This is a genomic window from Rhodoferax sp. P2_H8_2 (assembly GCF_056403235.1).
Map to the genome: position 1 here is coordinate 296,367 of NZ_JBFUFW010000001.1, position 20,046 is coordinate 316,412.

Sequence of the window (20,046 nt, forward strand, 5' to 3'; positions counted from 1 at the left end):
ATCACCAGGCGCGGGCGGGTTGCGCAAATCCGACGGGGGCTTCCCGCACATCTTCAAACGTCACCAACTCCCACGCATCCTGGTTCGCAAGCAGTTCGCGCAGCAACTTGTTATTCAGCGCATGGCCGGAGCGAAATGCGCTGAAGCTCGCCAGCAGCGGCTTGCCAATCACATAGAGATCGCCCATCGCATCCAGAATCTTGTGCTTGACGAACTCATCGTCATAGCGCAGGCCGTCTGCATTAAGCACCTTGTAGTCGTCCATCACGATGGCGTTGTCCAGCCCGCCGCCCAGCGCCAGGCCATTGGCGCGCATCATCTCCACGTCTTTGGTGAAGCCGAACGTGCGCGCACGTGCAATGTCGCGGGAGTAAGAATCCCGGCTCATGTCGAACTCCACGCTCTGGCCCGAAGAATCCACGGCTGGGTGGTTGAAATCAATTTCGAAGCGCAGCTTGTAACCGTGGAACGGGTCCAGCCGGGCCCACTTCTCATTGGCGCCCGTGCCTTCGCGCACTTCCACCCGCCGCAACACCCGGATAAACCGGCGCGGCACGTTTTGCAACTCAATTCCAGCGCTCTGCAGCAGAAAGACGAAGGATGCGGCAGAGCCGTCCAGGATGGGCACTTCTTCGGCCGTGATGTCCACGTACAGGTTATCGATGCCGAGGCCGGCACACGCCGACATCAGATGCTCGACCGTCGAGACCTTGGCGGAGCCACTGGAAATCGTGGATGCCATGCGGGTATCGGTCACCGCCGTGGCGCTCATCACGATGTCGACCGGCTGGGGCAAGTCAACGCGCCGGAACACGATGCCGGTATCCGGCGCTGCAGGGCGCAAGGTGATCTCGACACGCTGGCCACTGTGCAGACCCACGCCAACGGCATGGGTCAAGGATTTGAGGGTTCTTTGTTTCAGCACAGGCGTGATTTTACTTGGCCGCGCCCGTTTGTGCAGAAGCAAGGGCTACTGATAAACCCCCTAGGGAAACCAGCAGAAGCGCGGCACACTGCAGGCAGTCCCATCACTTCGGAATTCTCATGCAAGGCGACATCCTTTCCACCATTGTTTTGCCCCTGGGCTTGGCGTTCATCATGTTCACGCTGGGCGCCGGATTGACGCCCTCGGACTTCAAACGGGTATTCCTGCACCCCAAAGCGTTTGCCGTCGGCGTGTTGTGCCATTTCATCCTGCTCCCCTTGGTGGCCTATGGCATTGTTCAGGCCTTTGGCATCACTGGGGCGATGGCCGTGGGCTTCATGATCATTGCCGCCTGTCCGACCGGCACCACCTCCAACATCCTGACCTACCACGCGCGTGCCGACGTCGCGCTGGCCCTGTCGTTCACGGCAGTTGCCGGCGTGGTCGCCATCTTCACGGTACCGATGATTCTGAGTTGGTCGCTCGCACACTTCATGGGCGAAGCCCAGCAGTTCGCGTTTCCATATGGCATGGTGATGGGCCAGATCTTCATGATCCTGGGTGTGCCCGTGGCCCTTGGCCTGCTGCTGCGCCGCCAGGCGCCTATGTTCACGAAGCAATGGCATTCCAAAATGAGTCTGCTGGCAACCGTGCTCTTTGTGATCATCGTGGTGGCCGCTGTCGCCAAGAACTGGGCCATCTTCAAGGCCAATGCCATCACACTGGCGCCGCTGGTTTTGTGCATCAATGTGACCATGCTGCTGCTGGGCTTTGGACTGTCCAATCTGGCGCGCGTGCCGTTGCGTCAGGCCGCGACCGTGGCCATTGAATCGTCTGTGCAGAACGGCACGCTGGCCATCGTGATTGCATCGAGTATTTTGATGAATGACACGATGATGTTGCCGGCGGCTGTGTATTCGGTGTTGATGTACTTTACGGGGATAGTGTTTGTGCTCGTGGTGCGTCGGTATGCGCCGCCTCTTACTGCGGAAGAGGAAGCCGCTTCTGCTGCGGCTATGCACTGATCTCTTTAGGTTTTGCCCTGCGGGGCACCGCGCTTTTTTAACACCCACTCCCCCAGCCCCTCGCCCCGTCAGCGAGGGGAGCCTTAACAGCCGATTTGGTGGCTTCGCGCCGAATACGGAATTACGGGCGTGGCGTTGCCACCGTTATTGCGCTCTACGGCATGAACCGACGGTTGGAGTCAGCGCGGATGTGTTGGCGCGGCGCGACTGGCGGGCGCAGCCGCCAGCAGTGCCGAACGGCAATCTCCCAGGCAGCCCCAATCGCAGGCGCTGGCCGTGGAGTGCGATAACAGTGGCAACCTATCGCCAGTAGCCCCGTAGTCGGAGCAAGAAAACAAAATCGGCTGTTAAAGACTCCCCTCGCCGACGGGGCGAGGGGTTGGGGGAGTGGGTGTTAAAAAAGCGAAGTGCCCCGCAGGGCACCTCACCAAACCCAAACTAAAGAGATTTAGTCAGCCTGCTTACGCAAAAATGCAGGAATCTCATAGTCATCCATCCCACCCGAAGACAGCGCATCCACCTTAGCCGCCGCCTGCGTACGATTCGTACGCCACACGCTGGGCGTCGCCATGCTGCCGTAATCAGGCTGCGTCACACCGCCATTGGAAGAGGAGGCAGTCGCTCCACCCAGTGTCACCGGCGTGTTCAGCGTAGGCACCTGGAACGGTACGTTGTCGGTACCGGTGCGCAGCACTTGCAGCGGAGGCGCCGTGCGGCGTACGCCTTGGCGGCTCAACCCGGTTGCCACCACGGTCACGCGGATTTCGTCCATCAGGGCGTCGTCGTAGGCTGTGCCGTAGATCACATGCGCGTCAGGAGAAGCGTAAGCACGGATGGTGTTCATTGCCAGCTTGGATTCGGACAGCTTCAGGCTGCCCTTGGCCGCGGTGATCAGCACCAGAACGCCCTTGGCACCAGACAGGTCGATACCTTCCAGCAGCGGACATGCCACAGCTTGCTCGGCGGCGATGCGTGCACGATCCGGACCAGCGGCCACGGCAGTACCCATCATCGCCTTACCGGGCTCGCCCATCACGGTGCGCACGTCTTCAAAGTCGACGTTGACGTGGCCTGGCACATTGATGATTTCGGCAATGCCACCGACCGCGTTTTTCAACACGTCGTTGGCATGGGCGAACGCTTGGTCCTGGCTCACGTCGTCACCCAACACTTCCAGCAGCTTCTCATTCAGCACAACGATCAGCGAGTCGACATTGGCTTCCAGCTCAGTCAGACCCGCGTCTGCATTGGTCATGCGACGACCGCCTTCGAAGTCGAACGGCTTGGTCACTACGCCCACGGTCAGGATGCCCATTTCTTTGGCGATGCGTGCAATCACAGGGGCAGCGCCAGTCCCGGTACCGCCGCCCATGCCAGCGGTGATGAACAGCATGTGCGCGCCTTCAATGGCCGCACGGATTTCTTCTTCCGAGCCAGCTGCGGCTTCGCGACCCTTGTCAGGCTTGCTGCCAGCGCCCAGACCGGTGGCACCAAGCTGGATGGTCTTGTGCGCCGCACTGCGGGACAGCGCTTGCGCATCGGTGTTGGCGCAGATGAATTCCACACCACCGACTGCGGTCTGGATCATGTGCTCGACGGCGTTGCCGCCACCGCCGCCCACGCCGATCACCTTGATTTGCGTGCCCTGGTTGAACATCTCTTCTTCAATCATTTCGATGGCCATTTGATTACTCCTAAGTTCGATATAAAAATTGTTGGTTTCTGAATTCGCAGTTGCCTTGTTGTCTGTCCCGCCTATGAGGGCGGGTCCAGACTTCGCCATCGCCAATGCGGAGAGCCTCTCGCTAACCAGATCTTGTTTTGCATGATCAGAAGTTCCCTACAAACCAGTCTTTGATGCCGCCCAGCGCCGTCTTCATCGAGCCGGCTTTTTGCGCCACCTTGTAGCCGCGCATGCGCGCGAGCCGCGCTTCTTCGAGCAGGCCCATCACGGTAGCGGCACGGGGCTGCGCCACCATGTCAGACAGCGCGCTGGAATATTTGGGAATACCGCGGCGTACGGGCTTCAGGAAGATGTCCTCGCCCAGCTCCACCATGCCGGGCATGATGCAGCTACCACCGGTCAGCACGATGCCAGAAGACAGCACTTCTTCGTAACCCGACTCGCGCATCACCTGGTTGACCAGCGAAAAGATTTCTTCGATGCGCGGCTCGATCACACCGGCCAGTGCCTGGCGGCTCAGCATGCGCGGGCCGCGGTCGCCCAGACCGGGCACTTCCACCTGAATCTCCGGGTCCACCAGCAGCTGCTTGGCGTGACCACTCTCAACCTTGATGTCTTCTGCGTCCTTGGTGGGTGTGCGCAGCGCCATCGCGATGTCGCTGGTGATCAGGTCACCGGCAATCGGGATCACAGCCGTGTGGCGGATCGCGCCATTGGTAAAGATCGCCACGTCGGTGGTGCCTGCGCCAATGTCCACCAGGCAGACACCCAGTTCGCGCTCGTCAGTGGTCAATACCGACAAGCTGCTGGCCAGCGGATTCAGCATCAGCTGCTCCACTTCCAGGCCACAGCGGCGCACGCACTTGATGATGTTCTCGGCCGCGCTCTGCGCACCGGTGACGATATGCACCTTGGCTTCAAGACGAATGCCACTCATGCCGATCGGATCGCGCACGTCCTGGCCGTCAATGATGAATTCCTGTGGCTCCACCAGCAACAGGCGCTGGTCGGTAGAGATGTTGATCGCCTTGGCAGTTTCCACCACGCGAGTGATATCGGCCTGTGTCACTTCGCGGTCTTTTACCGCGACCATGCCGCTGGAGTTCAGGCCGCGGATATGGCTGCCCGTGATTCCGGTGTAGACACGGGTGATTTTGCAGTCCGCCATCAGCTCGGCCTCTTTCAATGCCTGCTGAATGCTCTGCACCGTCGCGTCAATGTTTACCACGACGCCGCGCTTCAGGCCGTTGCTGGGCGCAATACCCAACCCGGCCAGTTTCAGCTCGCCGTTGGGCATGATTTCGGCCACCACTGCCATCACCTTGGCGGTTCCGATGTCCAGTCCTACGACCAGGTCTTTGTATTCTTTTGCCATATGAAGTCCTGTGCTGTTCCTATTTTTTGGGCCCATTTGCCAGGGTCGCCGCTGCCTGTGTGCTGACGCCGCGCATGCGAATGGCATAACCGTTTTCGTGGCGCAAGTCGGCCGACTCGATGGCGCTCACCGGGCGGCCATAGCGTGTCGTGATCTGCGTGAGTGTTTTCAGGAAGCGCTGCGCACGGGCGCTCACCTCGTCCACCGTGCCGCGCCCCAATTCGATGCGGGCGTCGGTCTCCAGCTTGGCGCTCCAGTTGCCACGACCCGACAGCTCCAGCGTGTTCATGGACAAATCCATGTGCGCGAACATCGGCTCCAGTGCCTCGTACATCGCCAATACCTCAGCGCTCTGCCCGTCCGGGCCATTGAGGCGCGGCAGTACGTCCTGCTCCACTTCACCAACGTTCGCGTCGAACACTTCGCCGTGGCTGTTGATCAGTCGCAACTCGCTGTCTGGCCCCCAATAAGCCACGGCAGAGTGCTCTTGCAATACAACCTTCAGCCGGTTCGGAAATTCGCGACGCACGATGGCCTGACGCACCCAAGGCACGGACTCAAAAGCAGCGCGCACCCGCGCAAGATCCACTGTAAAGAAGGTTCCCTGCAGGCGCGGTGCCACATTGGCACGCAATGTCACCGCGTTGTTGTGGCCGGTATCGCCCAACACCGAGATGCCTGCAATATCAAACACCGCCGAGCGCGCCAGCCAGCGGGCCACACTGCCTGAAGCCAGCGCCAAAAACGCCAGAAATAGCACCACCGCCGTCATGTTCATCAGACGGACATCCAGCGGCGATGCTACGGGTGCATTCATGCAAGATCCCCCGTGTCAGTGGTTGCGCCGCGCAGCAGATGCACGCACAGTTCTTCGTAACTGATACCAGCGGCGCGCGCCGACATCGGCACCAGCGAATGCCCGGTCATGCCCGGCGACGTGTTGATCTCGAGCAGGTAGGGCTTGCGCGTGGCGCGGTCGATCATTACGTCGATGCGACCCCAGCCGCGGCAACCCAGCACGCGATAAGCCTTCAGCACCAGCGCCTGAATCGCTTCCTCCTCACCAGTCGGTAAGCCGCAGGGCACAAGGTATTTGGTGTCATCGGTAAAGTATTTATTTTGGTAGTCGTAATTGCCTTCTGGCGCGACGATGCGAATCACCGGCAACGCGCGTGCGCTGTCGCCCGATCCCAATACCGGGCAGGTCACTTCATCGCCTTCGATGCATTGCTCGCATAGGATGTCGGCGTCCAGCTTGCCTGCAGCATCCACTGCGTCTGCCATGCCGGAGTAGCCCAACACCTTGGTAACGCCAATCGACGAACCTTCGCGCGCAGGCTTGACGATCACCGGTAGGCCGAGTGTGTCCGGCACCTCAATGACCTGCTTGCGGTCAAACGCGCCGCGGCGCAAGAGCTGGTAACGCGGCGTGGGGATGTCTTCGGACAGCCAGATGCGCTTGGTCGTGACCTTGTCAATCGCAATGGCGGAGGCCATCACACCCGAACCGGTATAGGGAATGCCCATCAGCTCCAACGCGCCCTGCACCGTTCCGTCTTCACCGAAGCGTCCATGCAGCGCGATAAAGCAGCGCGCAAAGCCTTCGCGTTTCAGATCCCCCAGGTCGCGGTCGCGCGGATCGAACGCATACGCATCCACGCCTTGTGAAAGCAAGGCTTTCAACACGCCCTCGCCCGACATCAGCGACACCTCGCGCTCCGCCGAGGCCCCACCCATCAGCACCGCTACTTTCCCGAATTCCTGTTTCAAATCGCTCATAGCGCCTGTCCTGCGTGCGTGACACGCTCATTTTTTGATAGCAATTCCAGCAACTTCGCTGGAACCGTGCCAATCGATCCGGCGCCCATGCATAGCAGCACGTCGCCGTTGCGGCAGGTGTCTTGCAACGCCTTGGGCATTTCGGTCACCGCTCCGACCAGCACGGGGACTGGTAACCCGGCAGCGCGCATCGCACCTGCCAGTGCAGTGCTATCTGCGCCCGCTATTGGCGCTTCGCCTGCGGCATACACGTCAGTCAACACCACCACGTCGGCCTTGCCCATGACTTGCACGAAGGCCTCAAAGCAATCACGCGTACGGGTGTAGCGGTGCGGCTGGAAGGCCAACACCAGACGGCGGCCGGGGAATGCACCGCGCGCTGCCGCCAGCGTGACGGCCATCTCGACCGGATGGTGGCCATAGTCATCAATCACCGTCACTACGCCACCCACGGGTAACTGCGCATCGCCGTAACGCTGAAAGCGTCGGCCGACGCCACTGAAATCGGCCAAGGCCTTCAGCAGCGCGGCGTCTTCAATTTGAAGCTCCGCTGCAATGGCAATCGCCGACAAAGCGTTGAGCACGTTGTGGTGACCCGCCAGGTTCAACACCACATTCAAGTCGGGCGCACCCGCTGGGAATTTGCGTTGCACCGTGAAATGCATCTGCGCGCCGACAGCGCGGATGTTCATGGCACGGAAATGCGCAGATTCATTCACGCCATAGCTGCGTACACGGCAATCGATGCGGCCCACAATGTCACGCACACCTGCGTCGTCAGTACACACCACCGCTGTGCCGTAGAACGGCATGCGGTGCAGGAAGTCGACAAACGCGGTATGCAGGCGGCCGAGGTCATGGCCATAGGTTTCCATATGGTCGGCGTCGATATTCGTCACCACGGCCATCACCGGCAATAGATTCAGGAAGGATGCGTCCGACTCATCGGCCTCGACCACGATGTACTCGCCGGTCCCCAGACGGGCATTGACGCCCGCACTGTTCAGTCGGCCACCGATCACAAAGGTCGGATCCAGCCCGCCTTGCGCCAGCACGCTGGCAACCAGACTGGTCGTCGTAGTCTTGCCATGCGTACCCGCAATCGCAATGCCCTGCTTCATGCGCATCAGCTCGGCCAGCATCTGCGCGCGTGGCACGACGGGGATCGCCATACTTCTGGCTTGGACCACTTCGGGGTTGTCGGCGTGTACCGCACTGGATGTCACTACCGCTTCGGCGCCTGCGACATTGCTGGCTGCGTGGCCGACGAAGGTCTGGATGCCCAGAGTCGCCAGCCGCTGCAAAGTGGCGCTGTCGCTCAAGTCCGAGCCCGACACCGTGTAGCCCATGTTCAACAACACTTCTGCGATGCCGGACATGCCCGCGCCACCGATGCCGACAAAGTGGATGTGCGAGATGGCGTGCTTCATGCGGCCAACTCCTCACACGCCTGCACGACGATTTCGGTCGCCTGCAGCTTCTGCATCATTTTGGCCGCCAGCGCCCGTTCTAGCAGCGTGGGCCGCTCCAATTTTTGCAGCATGTCGGCCAGCACCTGGGGCGTCAGTTCGGCCTGCGGCATCAGCCAGCCACCACCCTGATCGACCAGGAAGCGCGCGTTGTGGGTCTGGTGGTCGTCCACCGCCGACGGGAACGGCACGAACACCGCCGCTGCACCAATCGCCGCGATTTCAGTCACGGTGCTAGCACCGGCGCGGCAGATCACGAGGTCCGCTTCTGCAAACGCTTGCGCAGTGTTGGTGATGAAGGGAGTCAGCGTCGCTTGCACACCCGCTTGTGCGTAGTTGGCTTGCAGCTCGGCCAGTTGCTTTTCGCCGCTCTGGTGCGTCACCACAGGGCGCATGTTTTCGGGAATCAACGCCAGCGCTTGCGGCACCACGGTATTGAGTGCACGCGCACCCAGACTGCCACCGACGACCAATACATTGAGCGGGCCGGTACGCCCCGCGAATCGTTCTGTTGGCCCAGGCTGTTGCAGAAATTCGGAGCGCAGCGGATTGCCCACCCATTGCGCCTTGGGCATCACGTTCGGAAACGCGGTGAACACGCGGTCGGCGATGCGGGCCAGTACCTTGTTGCTCATGCCCGCCACCGAGTTCTGCTCATGCAACACGAGGGGTTTGCCCAGCAGCGTGCCCATCATGCCGCCGGGGAAGGTGATGTAGCCACCCAGCCCCACCAGCAACTGCGGGCGCACGCGGCGCACCACTTGCAGGCTTTGCCAGAACGCGCGCAGCAGCTTGAACGGCAGCAGTGCCAGTGTCTTGAGACCTTTGCCGCGCACGCCGCCAAACTGCACCAGCTCCAGCGCGAAGCCACGTTGCGGCACGATGCGGCTCTCCATGCTGTCAGGCGCGCCCAACCAGTGCACGCGCCAGCCTTTGTCACGCAAAGCCTGTGCAACAGCGAGGCCCGGGAAGATATGGCCGCCCGTACCGCCGGCCATGATGAGCGCACATTTCTGCGTCATACCCGGCCTCCCTGCATGAGTTGGCGGTTCTCGTAATCGATACGAAGAACGATGGCGATCGCAACCAGGTTGATCAGAATCGCCGACCCGCCATAGCTCATCAACGGCAGCGTCAGACCCTTGGTCGGCAATGCGCCCAGGTTCACACCCATGTTGATGAAGGCCTGAAAGCCCATCCAGATACCGACGCCCTGCGCAACCAGGCCGGCAAACACGCGATCCAGCGCTATCGCCTGGCGGCCGATGTGCATGATGCGGCGCGTCAGCCACAGGAACAGGCCGATCAGAATCACCACACCGACCAGACCAAACTCTTCGCCGATCACGGCCAGCAAAAAGTCGGTATGCGCTTCGGGCAGCCAATGGAGCTTCTCGACACTGCCACCCAGACCCACGCCAAAGATTTCGCCGCGGCCAATCGCAATCAGCGAATGCGACAGCTGGTAGCCCTTGCCCAGCGTCAGCTTTTCGTCCCACGGATTCAGGTACGCAAAGATGCGCTCGCGCCGCCATTCGGACAGCGCAATCATCAAGCTGAACGCCACCACCAAAACGGTTGCGATCAGAAAGAACATGCGGGCGTTCACGCCGCCCAGGAACAGAATGCCCATCGCAATCACGGCGATCACCATAAACGCGCCCATGTCGGGCTCGGCCAGCAGCAGCAGGCCCACGATGGCCACCGCGGCACCCATGGGCATTACGGCGCGGAAGAAGTGTTCCTTCACCTCCATCTTGCGCACCATGTAGTCAGCCGCATACAGAAGCACCGCCAGCTTGGCGAGCTCAGAGGGCTGGAAGTTCATGATGCCCATGGAAATCCAGCGCCGCGCACCGTTCACGCCCTTGCCAATGAAAGGCACCAGCACCGCCATCAGCAACACCAGCGACAGCACAAACAACCAGGGCGCGACCTTCTCCCAGGTTTGCACCGGTATCTGAAACGCAATCAACGCGCCGACAAAGGCCACACCAATGGAAATCGTGTGACGCACCAGAAAGTGCGTGTGCGAATAGTTTGCAAAGCGTGGGTTGTCCGGCATCGCAATCGATGCGGAATACACCATCACCAGCCCCCACATCAACAGCACCATCACGACCCAGACCAGCGGTTGGTCAAAGCCTTTGACCTTGGCCGGCGTCGAATCCGCGGCGAACGAGCCGCGGCCGCTCAAGCGGACCGGCAACACGGCCGCTGCCGCATCCGCGCGCGACGCGAACCAACCGGACAGAGACTGTGCCCAGGCGGTCATGCAGCAGTCTCCAAGTCCACGCCGACGGACAACGCCAGATCGCGCACCGCGGCTACGAACACACGCGCACGGTGCTCGTAATTGTCAAACATGTCAAAGCTGGCACAGGCCGGTGACATCAGCACCGCATCACCGGCATGCGCTTTGGTGTTCGCCAATGTCACGGCCTCTTCCATGCTGGTAGCGTCCAGCAAAGTCACGCCGGTGTCTTCCAGTGCAGCACGAATCAGTGGCGCATCGCGGCCAATCAGCACGACAGCGCGCACATAGCGCGCAACCGGCTCGGCCAGCGGCGCAAAGTCTTGGCCTTTGCCTTCACCGCCCAAAATCACTACCACCTTGCGGTCTTCGCCCAGTCCTTTGAGCGCCGCAGCGGTAGCGCCTACGTTCGTGCCCTTGCTGTCGTCCAGAAACTCGACGCCATTGATGATGCCCACGGGCTCCACGCGGTGTGGCTCGCCGCGATATTCGCGCAGGCCAAACAGAATCGGTGCCAGCGCACAACCGGCGGACGCACACAGCGCCAGCGCGGCCAAGGCATTGGATGCGTTGTGGCTACCGCGGATGCGCAGCGCATCGGCTGGCATCAGCCGCTGGAAGTGCAACTCTTCTTCGCTGTCTTTGCGTTTTTTGATCGTCTCATCCGCCTCCAGCGCGCGCACCAACCAGACCATGCCATTGACGTCTTCCAGACCAAAGTCACCCGGACGCTGCGGCATGTCGGTGCCAAAGGTGGCGTAAGCACGCCATTGCGGCTTTTGCAGCTTGGCGCGAATCGGCTCGGGCAGCATGGCCATCACCAGCGCGTCATCGCGGTTCAACACCATCAAGGCCTTTTGGCCGAAGATGCGGGCCTTGGCTGAGGCGTAGGCCTGCATGTTGCCATGCCAGTCCAAATGGTCCTGCGTCACATTCAGCACCACGGCCGCAGTCGGCTCGAAACCAGTTGCACTGTCGAGCTGAAAGCTGGACAACTCCAATACCCAGGCGTCGGGCAGCGTCTTGGCTTCCATGTGCGCAGTGAGCGTGTCCAGCAGCGTGGGGCCAATATTGCCCGCGACGGCGACCGACTTGCCAGCATGGGCGATCAGCTGGCCGGTCAACGAGGTCACCGTCGTTTTGCCGTTGGTACCGGTGATGGCCAGCACCGCAGGCATGTAATCTTGCGCAGCCTGCAATGCCGCCAGCGCTTGTGAGTACAAGCCCAATTCGCCGCTGATGCTTATGGAATGTGCGTGAGAAGCTCCTAAAACAGGAGCAATTGTCTCTGGACTCAAACCTGGAGAACGGTATACCGCATGCAGGTTCTGGCCTTCGACCAGGGCGGCGTTAAAAGCCCCGGGCACAAAACGTACCCGTGGCAACTCCTGCTGCAACGCGGCCAGTTGCGGCGGTGCCTCACGTGTGTCGGCCACGGTGATGCTGGCTGCACCCTGACGCGCGCACCAGCGCGCCATCGCGAGACCGGATGCACCCAAGCCCAGGATCAACACGTTTTGATCCAACAGCAAGGGTGGCATCTCTTTGGGCTGCGCTTCGTCCACCACGGGGGTATCGACAGCTGCGGGTAAAACATCGTCAGAAGCTTCCACGGGAGCCACCGGCGGCGTCGCAGGCTTGTCATCGGCAAAGATCTGCGCCACGAAAGCGGCGGCATCACGCGCGGCGGTCAGTGTGGTGGGCAATGCACGCGCGGCAGGTGCAGTGACTGGCGTTATCGCCACAACAGATGCCTCCGTTACAACCGGCTCCTCAGAGGCAACCGATTCCTCGGGCGCAACAACATCCGACGCAATCACTTCGTCAGCCAGAGCTTCCGGCAACGGCGCATCCTGCACGTGCTCCTGCGGCACCTGCAAAGGCAGCGCTACCTCAGGGGGTAGCGTTGGGTCGTCGTCGTGAATGTCGTTCTCGTTCATCGCAGTTTCAGCGTGGACAGGCCCACCAGGCACAGGAGCATCGTGATGATCCAGAAACGCACAACCACTTGCGTTTCTTTCCAGCCGGTCTTCTCAAAGTGGTGGTGCAGCGGTGCCATCTTGAACAGGCGACGGCCTTCACCGAATTTCTTTTTGGTGTACTTGAAGTAGCTGACCTGCAGCATCACCGACAGGGCTTCAACAACAAAGATGCCGCCCATGATGGCCAGCACAATTTCCTGGCGCACGATCACGGCGATCGTGCCCAGCGCAGCGCCCAGCGCCAGCGCTCCCACATCGCCCATGAACACTTGTGCAGGGTGTGTGTTGAACCACAGGAAGGCCAGGCCCGCACCGGCCATCGCCGAGCAGAAGATCAGCAGCTCGCCAGAGCCAGGGATATGCGGAAAGAACAGGTACTTGGAATACACCGAGCTGCCGGTCACATAGGCGAATACGCCCAGCGCCGAACCCACCATCACCACCGGCATGATGGCCAAGCCATCGAGGCCATCGGTCAGGTTGACGGCATTGCTGGAGCCAACGATCACCAGATAGGTCAAAACGACAAAGCCCAACACGCCCAATGGATAGCTGACTTCCTTGAAGAACGGGAGCATCAGGCCCGCCTTGGGTGGCAGGTTGACGTCAAAACCAGAACCCACCCAGTTCAGGAACAGCTCCAGCACTTTCAGGTTGGAGCTTTCGGAAATGCTGAACACCAGGTACAGCGCAGCCAGCAGACCGATCACGGACTGCCAGAAATACTTTTCGCGCGAGCGCATGCCTTCGGGGTCTTTGTTGACGACCTTGCGCCAGTCATCGACCCAGCCAATCGCACCAAAGCCCAGCGTGACCAGCAGCACGATCCAGACGAAGCGGTTCGACAAGTCAAACCACAACAGCGTGGAGATCGCAATCGACAGCAGGATCAGTACGCCGCCCATGGTCGGCGTGCCACTCTTGGAGAGATGGGTTTCCATGCCGTAACCACGCACCGGCTGGCCAATCTTCAGCTCGCGCAGACGGCGAATCACAAACGGCCCGGCCGCTAGGCCGATCAACAAAGACGTCATGGCGGCCATCACCGCACGGAACGTGAGGTACTGGAACACCCGAAAAAAACCGAAATCCGGTGACAGGGTTTGCAGCCATTGGGCCAGACTCAGGAGCATGAAATTTCCTCAACAACTTGTTCCATCCGCATAAAGCGGGATCCCTTGACCAGCACGCTGCGCATCTGCGGCAGCGCTGCGGTCGTGGCGTGTTTCAGCGCGTCCATCGCATCAAAGTGTTGTGAACCGGGGAAGGCGTCGACCGCCGATTGCGACAACACACCTAACGCCATGAAATGTTCGATACCACGGGTCTTGGCATATGCACCGGCTTCGGTGTGGAACTGCGGCCCCTGCTCGCCCACTTCACCCATGTCGCCCAATACCAGCAAGCGTGGTCCGGGCAATTCAGCCAACACATCAATCGCAGCGCGTACCGAGTCGGGGTTCGCGTTGTAGGTGTCGTCCACCACCGTGATGTCTTTGCCGCCCACCTTCAAGACAAAAGCGCGTGACCGGCCTTTGACTGGCGCAAACTGTGCGAGACCCGCCTGAACAGCGGCAGCGGGTACACCTGCACTCAAGGCACAGGCCGCAGCAGCCAATGCGTTTTGCACGTTGTGCTTGCCGGCGACGTGCAATGCGAACTGCAACTCGACGCCCAGGCCCTGGGCCTGCACATCCCAATGCGATCCGCTCCATTGCGCGTCGCGGCACACCAGATGGTTTGCGCCGCCAGTACCTGTCATCGCAAACGTCACAGCGCGGCGCGCACCTGCCATCGAACGCCACAGCGGCGCGTAGGCATCGTCATGCGGGAAAACCGCAACGCCGTCTGCCCCCAACGAATTGATGACCGAACCGTTTTCACGGGCTACGGCTTCGATCGTGTGCATGAATTCCAGATGCTCACGCTGCGCGTTGTTGACCAGTGCAACCGTGGGTTGCGCCATTGCGGCCAACGTAGCAATTTCACCGGGGTGGTTCATGCCCAGCTCGACTACTGCCCTCTGATGCTCGGCGCGCAGACGCAAAAGCGTCATCGGCACGCCGATCTCGTTATTCAGATTGCCTTGTGTGGCCAATGAACTACCGTCCGGGTGCGCAGCTCGCAGAATAGATGCCAGCATCTGCGTCACCGTGGTCTTGCCGTTGCTGCCGGTCACGGCAATCAGCGGCAAATCAAATTGCTTGCGCCATTGGGTTGCCAATGCGCCCAGCGCCAGCGTGGTATCCGCCACTTCAATGCGCGGCACGCCAGCCACTGCGGCATCGGGCGTAGTTTGCGGATGGCACAGCAATACCGCTGCGCCCTTTGCCACTGCATCCGGCAGGAAGGCATTGGCATCAAATTTTTCGCCCTTCAATGCAACGAAGAGATCGCCTGCATTCAAGGTGCGCGAATCGGTGTGCACGCGTTGCACCGACACCGCACCATCGCCGACTAGTACCGAGCCCGGCAGAAAGCCATTCACTTGAGCGGCCGTCATCATGCTCATGTGTGGGCCTCCACACCCGCAGCGCGGGCCAGCAGCGCTGCGGTCGCGTGCGCAGCATCGGAGAATTCGAACTTGGTGCCTGCGATTTCCTGCACTGCTTCGTGGCCCTTGCCGGCCAGCAGGATCACGTCCTGCGCTTTGGCATTGGCAATGCTCAATGCAATGGCCTGAGCACGGTCGGCTTGCACCTGAACCTCCTGGTTGCCTGCAGCACCGTGCAATATCTGCGCGATGATGGCCTCGGGTTTTTCACTGCGCGGGTTGTCGCTGGTAACGACCACCTGGTCTGCCTGGCGCGCAGCAATCGCACCCATTAACGGGCGCTTGGTCGCATCGCGGTCTCCGCCACAACCAAACACACACCACAGCTTGCCGCCACGTGCGTCTGTCAACGGACGCAGTGCCATCAGCGCCTGGTCCAGTGCATCCGGCGTGTGTGCATAGTCCACCGCCACCAGCGGCGCGTCCAGGCCACCGAGACATTCCATGCGTCCGGGCACAGGGCGCAAATCGCTGCATGCGCGCACGGCGTCCTGCATGGGCACACCCAGCGCGCGCATTGCTGCCAGAACACCCAGCATGTTGGAGACGTTGTAAGTGCCAATCATGTGTGTGGACAAAAGCCATGACTGGCCACCTTCGACCACATCAAACGCGACGCCTTGGGCGCCATAACGGATGTTGCTGGCGCGTACCCGCGCCTCGCGCTGGTACGACACCGTCCAGACATCCAGCGCACCACTCTGCAATTCGGCGGCAAGTTCAGCGCCATGGGCATCGTCGACATTGATGACTGCTGCGCGCAAACCGGGCCATGCGAACAAACGGCGCTTGGACTGCCAATAAGCTTCCATGCTGCCGTGGTAATCCAGATGGTCTTGCGTCAAATTGGTGAAGATAGCGACGTGGATTTGCGTGCCATCAAGACGGTGTTCATCTATCCCAATCGACGAGGCTTCCATCGCCACGGCCTTGACGCCTTGCTGCGCAAAACCGTGCAGCGTGTGCTGAAGAAAGACCGCTTCTGGTGTGGTCAAACCCGTGGACTGAACTACCGGCGGCAGGCCTACGCCCAAGGTACCGACCACCGCACATGGCGCGTGGCCGTTCCGCGGCAAAGCAGACAGGGCGTGCGCCAGCCACCACGCAGTCGACGTCTTGCCATTGGTTCCGGTGACCGCCAGTACATCCATGCCCGCGCTGGGTTGGCCATAAAAATCGGCCGCAATGCGTCCTGCATCCGCCTTGAGCCCGCGATAACTGGCCACGTTGTCACCATGGAGATCAAACCCCTGTGCGCCTTCGTGCTCCACCAGGCAGACCATGCCTCGCCCCAGCGTTGGGGCAACAAAACTGCGCGCATCGACCTTGCCACGTGGCCAAGCCAGCAAGGCATCACCGGGTTGCAGTTGACGGTTGTCGGTCTGTAGCGCGCCACGCACTTTGCTGCGCAGCCATTGCGCAGCTTGCTCGGGCGTGTGGAGTTCCAGCATCAGAAACTTTCCTCCACCGCATTCGCAACGATTTGCGGGCGCACTGCCATGTCGGGCTGCACACCCAGCATGCGCAGGGTCTGTTGCACCGTTTCGCTGAATACCGGTGCGGCGACATCACCGCCAAAGTATTTGCCAGCGGTAGGTTCGTCGATCATCACGGCAACGATCACGCGCGGTTGTTCGATCGGCGCCATGCCCACAAACCAGCTGCGGTATTTGCGATTCCCGTCGGTACCGTAGCCCTTGCCCACCTGTTTGTAGGCGGTACCGGACTTTCCACCCACCGAGTAGCCCAGCGTTTGCGCCTTGGGGCCGGTACCACCAGGGCCTGCTGCCATTTGCAGCATGTGGCGTATCTCGGCGGCGGTGTTGGCCGAGAACACACTGACGCCCACTGCGGGCTCGCTGCTCTTTAGCAGGGTCGCTGGAATGATTTGTCCGTCGTGCGAAAACACGGTGTACGACCGTGCCATCTGGAACAACGATGCCGACAGGCCGTAGCCATAGGAAATCGTAGCCTGCTCAATCGGACGCCAGCTCTTGGCCGGACGCAGGCGGCCAGACACAACACCTGGAAACTCGACTTGTGGCTTTTGCCCGAAGCCCGCCTGCGTGAAGGTGTTCCACATTTCGCTGGATGGCATCTGCATCGCGATCTTGGTGGTGCCAACGTTGCTGGATGTCTGAATGACCTGCTCTACCGTCAATGCGCCATGCGCATGCGAGTCGCTGATCTTCGCGCCGCTGATAACGATGGAACCTGGCGCAGTGTCGATGACGGTGCTGGGCTTGACGCGTCCGGTCTCCAATGCCAGGCCGATGGTGAATGGCTTCATCACCGAGCCAGGCTCGAAGGTATCCGTCAGCGCACGGTTGCGCAGTTGCGCGCCGGTCAGGTTCTGACGCTTGTCAGGGATATAGCTGGGGTAGTTGACCAACGCCAGCACTTCACCGGTAATCGCATCCAGCACCACCACACTGCCCGCCTGCGCCTTGTTGGCAATCACGGCATCGCGCAGCTTCTGGTAGGCAAAGAACTGGATCTTGCTGTCAATGCTGAGTTGCAGGTCGCGTCCATCTACCGGCTCTACCACCTCGCCCACATTCTCAACGGCGCGACCCAAGCGGTCCTTGATCACATGGCGCATGCCGGGCTTGCCCAGCAAGGCCTTGTTGAACATCAGCTCAACACCTTCCTGGCCGTTGTCTTCCACGTTGGTGAAGCCCACCACATGCGCGGCCGACGCGCCCTCGGGGTACTGGCGCTTGAATTCCCTGCGCTGGTAAATGCCCTTGATATCCAGGGCTGCAATTTGTTTGGCGACGCTCGCGTCCACCTGGCGCTTGAGCCAGACAAAGGTCTTGTCCTCGTCGTCCAGCTTCTTCGCCAGATCGGCTGCGGGCATTTCCAGCAGTTTGGCCAATTGCTGCAACTGGCCCTTTTCCAGCGTCACGTCTTCCGGAATCGCCCAGATGCTGGGCGCCGGTACGCTGCTTGCCAGGATTTGTCCGTTACGGTCCAGAATGCGGCCGCGGTTGGCGGGCAAATCCAGCGTGCGGGCGAAGCGTACTTCACCCTGGCGCTGGAAGAAATCATTCGCGACTACCTGGATATAGGCCGCGCGCGCCGCCAATGCAGTGAAGGCCAGTGCAATCGCACCCACAACGAACTTGCTGCGCCATACCGGCGTGCGGCTGGCCAGCAATGGGCTGGAGGTGTAGAGCACGCTTCGGCTCATGGCTGCCCTCCCTTGGCTGGAGCTTTGCCAATGGCAGGCTGCGGTGCGTCTTGGGCCAGCGTGGAATAGGTCACGTAGGTCGTGATGGCAGGAGTTGCCTGGCGCATCGCCAGTTTTTCACGCGCCAATTTTTCCACGCGCGCTGGCGTGGCTTGTGCGCGCTTTTCCACTTCAAGGCGTTCGTGCTCAGTTTCCAGTCGGCGCGCTTCAGCGCGCGCGCGGTCCAGTTCGGTGAACTGGCGGCGCGACTCGTACTGCACAGCCACGAGATACACCGCGCTGGCCATCACCGCGAGCATCAGCATGAGGTTGATGCGAATCATGCTGGCATCCTCTGCGCAACACGCATCATGGCGCTGCGCGAGCGCGCATTGCCGCTGATCTCGGCATCGGAAGGTTTGACACGGCCCAGCGATTTGAGTTGCATCACTTTGGGCGCAGCAAACGGCGCGCGACGGTCGAACTCATCGCGCGAATGCTTCGCGATGAATTGCTTCACGATCCGGTCTTCCAGCGAATGGAAGCTGATCACGACCAAACGACCGCCAGGAGCCAGCACGTCAAGACTCGCTTCTAACGCCTGTTGCAGCTCTTCAAGCTCGGCGTTGATGAAAATCCGAAAAGCCTGAAATGTGCGCGTTGCAGGGTCCTTGCCCGGCTCGCGGGTTTTGACCTGCTCAGCCACGAGTTGGGCCAACTCGGAGGTGGTTGAAATTGGGCCCCGTTCCTGTCGGCGAGCAACAATCGCCTTTGCAATTGGGCCAGCAAACCGTTCTTCACCATATTCACGTATCACCTCCGTGAGTTGATTGACTTCGGCTGTTTCCAGCCACTGCGCCACACTCTGGCCCCGCGTGGTATCCATGCGCATATCGAGCGGCCCATCGTTGCGGAAGCTGAAGCCCCGCTGCGGGTTGTCGATCTGCGGTGAGCTGACCCCGATGTCCATCAGCAGTCCGTTGACGCTGGCGGGGGGCAGTGTGTTGATTTGAGAAAAGGCGGCATGCCGGATCGAGAACCGCGCGTCCTCGATTTGCGCGGCACCGGCAACCGCTTCCAGGTCGCGATCGAAGGCGATCAGGCGCCCTTGGGGCGACAGCCTGGAGAGCAGCAGGCGCGAGTGGCCACCACGTCCGAACGTGGCATCCACATAGGTGCCATCGGCTGCATTGGGGAACGATTCTTTGCCACTGCTGAACAAGGCGTCTACGGCTTCGTTCAACAATACGGTGGCATGGGTCCATGGAGCGTCCACCGGGCCGACCTAGAACGAAAAGTCCTTGAACACATCGGGCATGTCGCCCTGCATGGCTTCTGCTTCCTGCGCGTCGTAAGTCGCTTTGTCCCAAAGCTCGAAGTGGTTGCCCATGCCCAGCAAGACAGCGTCCTTGCTGATGCCTGCAGCGGCGCGCAATTCGGGCGAGACCAGAACACGGCCAGTGCCATCCAGTTCCACATCCATCGCATTGCCCAAGAAGATGCGCTTCCACCATTGGGCGGCCATCGGCAATGCCGCAATACGTTCACGGAATTTTTCCCACTCGGGGCGGGGAAACACCATCAGGCAACCGTGGGGGTGTTTGGTGATCGTGAGCTGGCCAGCGGCAGTCGCGCTCAGGACGTCACGGTGCCGAGTCGGCACGCTAAGCCGCCCCTTGGCATCCAGACTGAGTGACGAAGCCCCTTGAAACACGTGTACCGACCCTTTTGTTGTGCAGTTGCAGCCATACGGCAATCAAGCGGCACGATTTACCACTTAATTGCACTTTTTTGCACTGTATCAGCAAAAGCCATGCGCACAACAAG

The 20,046-nt window shown here is 60.7% G+C and carries 17 protein-coding genes; 1 reads left to right on the forward strand and 16 read right to left on the reverse strand.

Annotated elements, in window-relative coordinates:
- Position 1: 1 nt before the first annotated feature.
- Entirely contained in the window at positions 2-925 is a 924-nt protein-coding gene (lpxC, locus tag AC1DV6_RS01460; protein ID WP_477974426.1) for a UDP-3-O-acyl-N-acetylglucosamine deacetylase, read from the reverse strand.
- 119 nt (positions 926-1,044) lie between these two features.
- Between lpxC and AC1DV6_RS01465 the strand changes: the two genes are divergently transcribed.
- Complete coding sequence (locus AC1DV6_RS01465) at positions 1,045-1,950, forward strand: bile acid:sodium symporter family protein (RefSeq protein ID WP_477974427.1); 906 nt, start codon at positions 1,045-1,047, stop codon at positions 1,948-1,950.
- 448 nt (positions 1,951-2,398) lie between these two features.
- Here the strand turns inward: AC1DV6_RS01465 and ftsZ are convergent, their stop codons facing one another.
- The 15 genes from ftsZ to mraZ all read right to left on the reverse strand — a co-directional run bounded on the left by ftsZ (position 2,399) and on the right by mraZ (position 19,933).
- Positions 2,399-3,634, reverse strand: coding sequence for a cell division protein FtsZ (gene ftsZ / locus AC1DV6_RS01470; protein WP_477974428.1), 1,236 nt, complete (start codon positions 3,632-3,634; stop codon positions 2,399-2,401).
- A gap of 145 nt (positions 3,635-3,779) precedes the next feature.
- Entirely contained in the window at positions 3,780-5,009 is a 1,230-nt protein-coding gene (gene ftsA, locus AC1DV6_RS01475; protein ID WP_477974429.1) for a cell division protein FtsA, read from the reverse strand.
- A gap of 19 nt (positions 5,010-5,028) precedes the next feature.
- Positions 5,029-5,826: a cell division protein FtsQ/DivIB gene (locus tag AC1DV6_RS01480; RefSeq protein WP_477974431.1), complete on the reverse strand. Its 798-nt coding sequence runs from the start codon at positions 5,824-5,826 to the stop codon at positions 5,029-5,031.
- Positions 5,823-6,788: a D-alanine--D-alanine ligase gene (locus AC1DV6_RS01485; protein WP_477974432.1), complete on the reverse strand. Its 966-nt coding sequence runs from the start codon at positions 6,786-6,788 to the stop codon at positions 5,823-5,825. The genes AC1DV6_RS01480 and AC1DV6_RS01485 overlap by 4 nt, the downstream gene beginning before the upstream one ends.
- Positions 6,785-8,218: a UDP-N-acetylmuramate--L-alanine ligase gene (murC, locus tag AC1DV6_RS01490; protein WP_477974433.1), complete on the reverse strand. Its 1,434-nt coding sequence runs from the start codon at positions 8,216-8,218 to the stop codon at positions 6,785-6,787. Before murC ends, AC1DV6_RS01485 begins: the two co-directional genes overlap by 4 nt.
- Positions 8,215-9,279, reverse strand: coding sequence for an undecaprenyldiphospho-muramoylpentapeptide beta-N-acetylglucosaminyltransferase (gene murG / locus AC1DV6_RS01495; protein ID WP_477974434.1), 1,065 nt, complete (start codon positions 9,277-9,279; stop codon positions 8,215-8,217). The genes murC and murG overlap by 4 nt, the downstream gene beginning before the upstream one ends.
- On the reverse strand, positions 9,276-10,532 hold the full coding sequence (gene ftsW, locus AC1DV6_RS01500; RefSeq protein WP_477974435.1) for a putative lipid II flippase FtsW: 1,257 nt from the start codon (positions 10,530-10,532) through the stop codon (positions 9,276-9,278). Before ftsW ends, murG begins: the two co-directional genes overlap by 4 nt.
- Entirely contained in the window at positions 10,529-12,451 is a 1,923-nt protein-coding gene (gene murD / locus AC1DV6_RS01505) for a UDP-N-acetylmuramoyl-L-alanine--D-glutamate ligase (RefSeq protein ID WP_477974437.1), read from the reverse strand. The genes ftsW and murD overlap by 4 nt, the downstream gene beginning before the upstream one ends.
- Complete coding sequence (gene mraY / locus AC1DV6_RS01510) at positions 12,448-13,626, reverse strand: phospho-N-acetylmuramoyl-pentapeptide-transferase (protein WP_477974440.1); 1,179 nt, start codon at positions 13,624-13,626, stop codon at positions 12,448-12,450. Before mraY ends, murD begins: the two co-directional genes overlap by 4 nt.
- Positions 13,617-14,999, reverse strand: coding sequence for a UDP-N-acetylmuramoyl-tripeptide--D-alanyl-D-alanine ligase (locus tag AC1DV6_RS01515; protein WP_477974935.1), 1,383 nt, complete (start codon positions 14,997-14,999; stop codon positions 13,617-13,619). Before AC1DV6_RS01515 ends, mraY begins: the two co-directional genes overlap by 10 nt.
- A gap of 2 nt (positions 15,000-15,001) precedes the next feature.
- Positions 15,002-16,498 carry a UDP-N-acetylmuramoyl-L-alanyl-D-glutamate--2,6-diaminopimelate ligase gene (locus AC1DV6_RS01520; protein ID WP_477974442.1) on the reverse strand — a complete coding sequence of 499 codons (1,497 nt, stop codon included), beginning with the start codon at positions 16,496-16,498 and terminating at the stop codon, positions 15,002-15,004.
- Positions 16,498-18,240 carry a peptidoglycan D,D-transpeptidase FtsI family protein gene (locus AC1DV6_RS01525; RefSeq protein WP_477974444.1) on the reverse strand — a complete coding sequence of 581 codons (1,743 nt, stop codon included), beginning with the start codon at positions 18,238-18,240 and terminating at the stop codon, positions 16,498-16,500. The genes AC1DV6_RS01520 and AC1DV6_RS01525 overlap by 1 nt, the downstream gene beginning before the upstream one ends.
- Entirely contained in the window at positions 18,237-18,563 is a 327-nt protein-coding gene (gene ftsL, locus AC1DV6_RS01530; RefSeq protein WP_477974446.1) for a cell division protein FtsL, read from the reverse strand. Before ftsL ends, AC1DV6_RS01525 begins: the two co-directional genes overlap by 4 nt.
- Positions 18,560-19,495, reverse strand: a complete 936-nt coding sequence (rsmH, locus tag AC1DV6_RS01535; RefSeq protein ID WP_477974448.1) for a 16S rRNA (cytosine(1402)-N(4))-methyltransferase RsmH — start codon at positions 19,493-19,495, stop codon at positions 18,560-18,562. Before rsmH ends, ftsL begins: the two co-directional genes overlap by 4 nt.
- A 9-nt stretch (positions 19,496-19,504) precedes the next feature.
- Positions 19,505-19,933, reverse strand: coding sequence for a division/cell wall cluster transcriptional repressor MraZ (gene mraZ / locus AC1DV6_RS01540; protein ID WP_477974450.1), 429 nt, complete (start codon positions 19,931-19,933; stop codon positions 19,505-19,507).
- Positions 19,934-20,046 lie beyond the last annotated feature (113 nt).

What these genes read in the sequence shown, in the direction of transcription:
- ftsL (WP_477974446.1), bottom strand. Translation starts at nt 18,563, where the DNA reads ATGATTCGCATCAACCTCATGCTGATGCTCGCGGTGATGGCCAGCGCG.
- murC (WP_477974433.1), bottom strand. Translation starts at nt 8,218, where the DNA reads ATGAAGCACGCCATCTCGCACATCCACTTTGTCGGCATCGGTGGCGCG.
- mraY (WP_477974440.1), bottom strand. Translation starts at nt 13,626, where the DNA reads ATGCTCCTGAGTCTGGCCCAATGGCTGCAAACCCTGTCACCGGATTTC.
- murD (WP_477974437.1), bottom strand. Translation starts at nt 12,451, where the DNA reads ATGAACGAGAACGACATTCACGACGACGACCCAACGCTACCCCCTGAG.
- murG (WP_477974434.1), bottom strand. Translation starts at nt 9,279, where the DNA reads ATGACGCAGAAATGTGCGCTCATCATGGCCGGCGGTACGGGCGGCCAT.
- AC1DV6_RS01525 (WP_477974444.1), bottom strand. Translation starts at nt 18,240, where the DNA reads ATGAGCCGAAGCGTGCTCTACACCTCCAGCCCATTGCTGGCCAGCCGC.
- ftsA (WP_477974429.1), bottom strand. Translation starts at nt 5,009, where the DNA reads ATGGCAAAAGAATACAAAGACCTGGTCGTAGGACTGGACATCGGAACC.
- ftsZ (WP_477974428.1), bottom strand. Translation starts at nt 3,634, where the DNA reads ATGGCCATCGAAATGATTGAAGAAGAGATGTTCAACCAGGGCACGCAA.
- AC1DV6_RS01515 (WP_477974935.1), bottom strand. Translation starts at nt 14,999, where the DNA reads ATGATGACGGCCGCTCAAGTGAATGGCTTTCTGCCGGGCTCGGTACTA.
- AC1DV6_RS01465 (WP_477974427.1), top strand. Translation starts at nt 1,045, where the DNA reads ATGCAAGGCGACATCCTTTCCACCATTGTTTTGCCCCTGGGCTTGGCG.
- AC1DV6_RS01520 (WP_477974442.1), bottom strand. Translation starts at nt 16,498, where the DNA reads ATGCTGGAACTCCACACGCCCGAGCAAGCTGCGCAATGGCTGCGCAGC.
- ftsW (WP_477974435.1), bottom strand. Translation starts at nt 10,532, where the DNA reads ATGACCGCCTGGGCACAGTCTCTGTCCGGTTGGTTCGCGTCGCGCGCG.
- AC1DV6_RS01485 (WP_477974432.1), bottom strand. Translation starts at nt 6,788, where the DNA reads ATGAGCGATTTGAAACAGGAATTCGGGAAAGTAGCGGTGCTGATGGGT.
- AC1DV6_RS01480 (WP_477974431.1), bottom strand. Translation starts at nt 5,826, where the DNA reads ATGAATGCACCCGTAGCATCGCCGCTGGATGTCCGTCTGATGAACATG.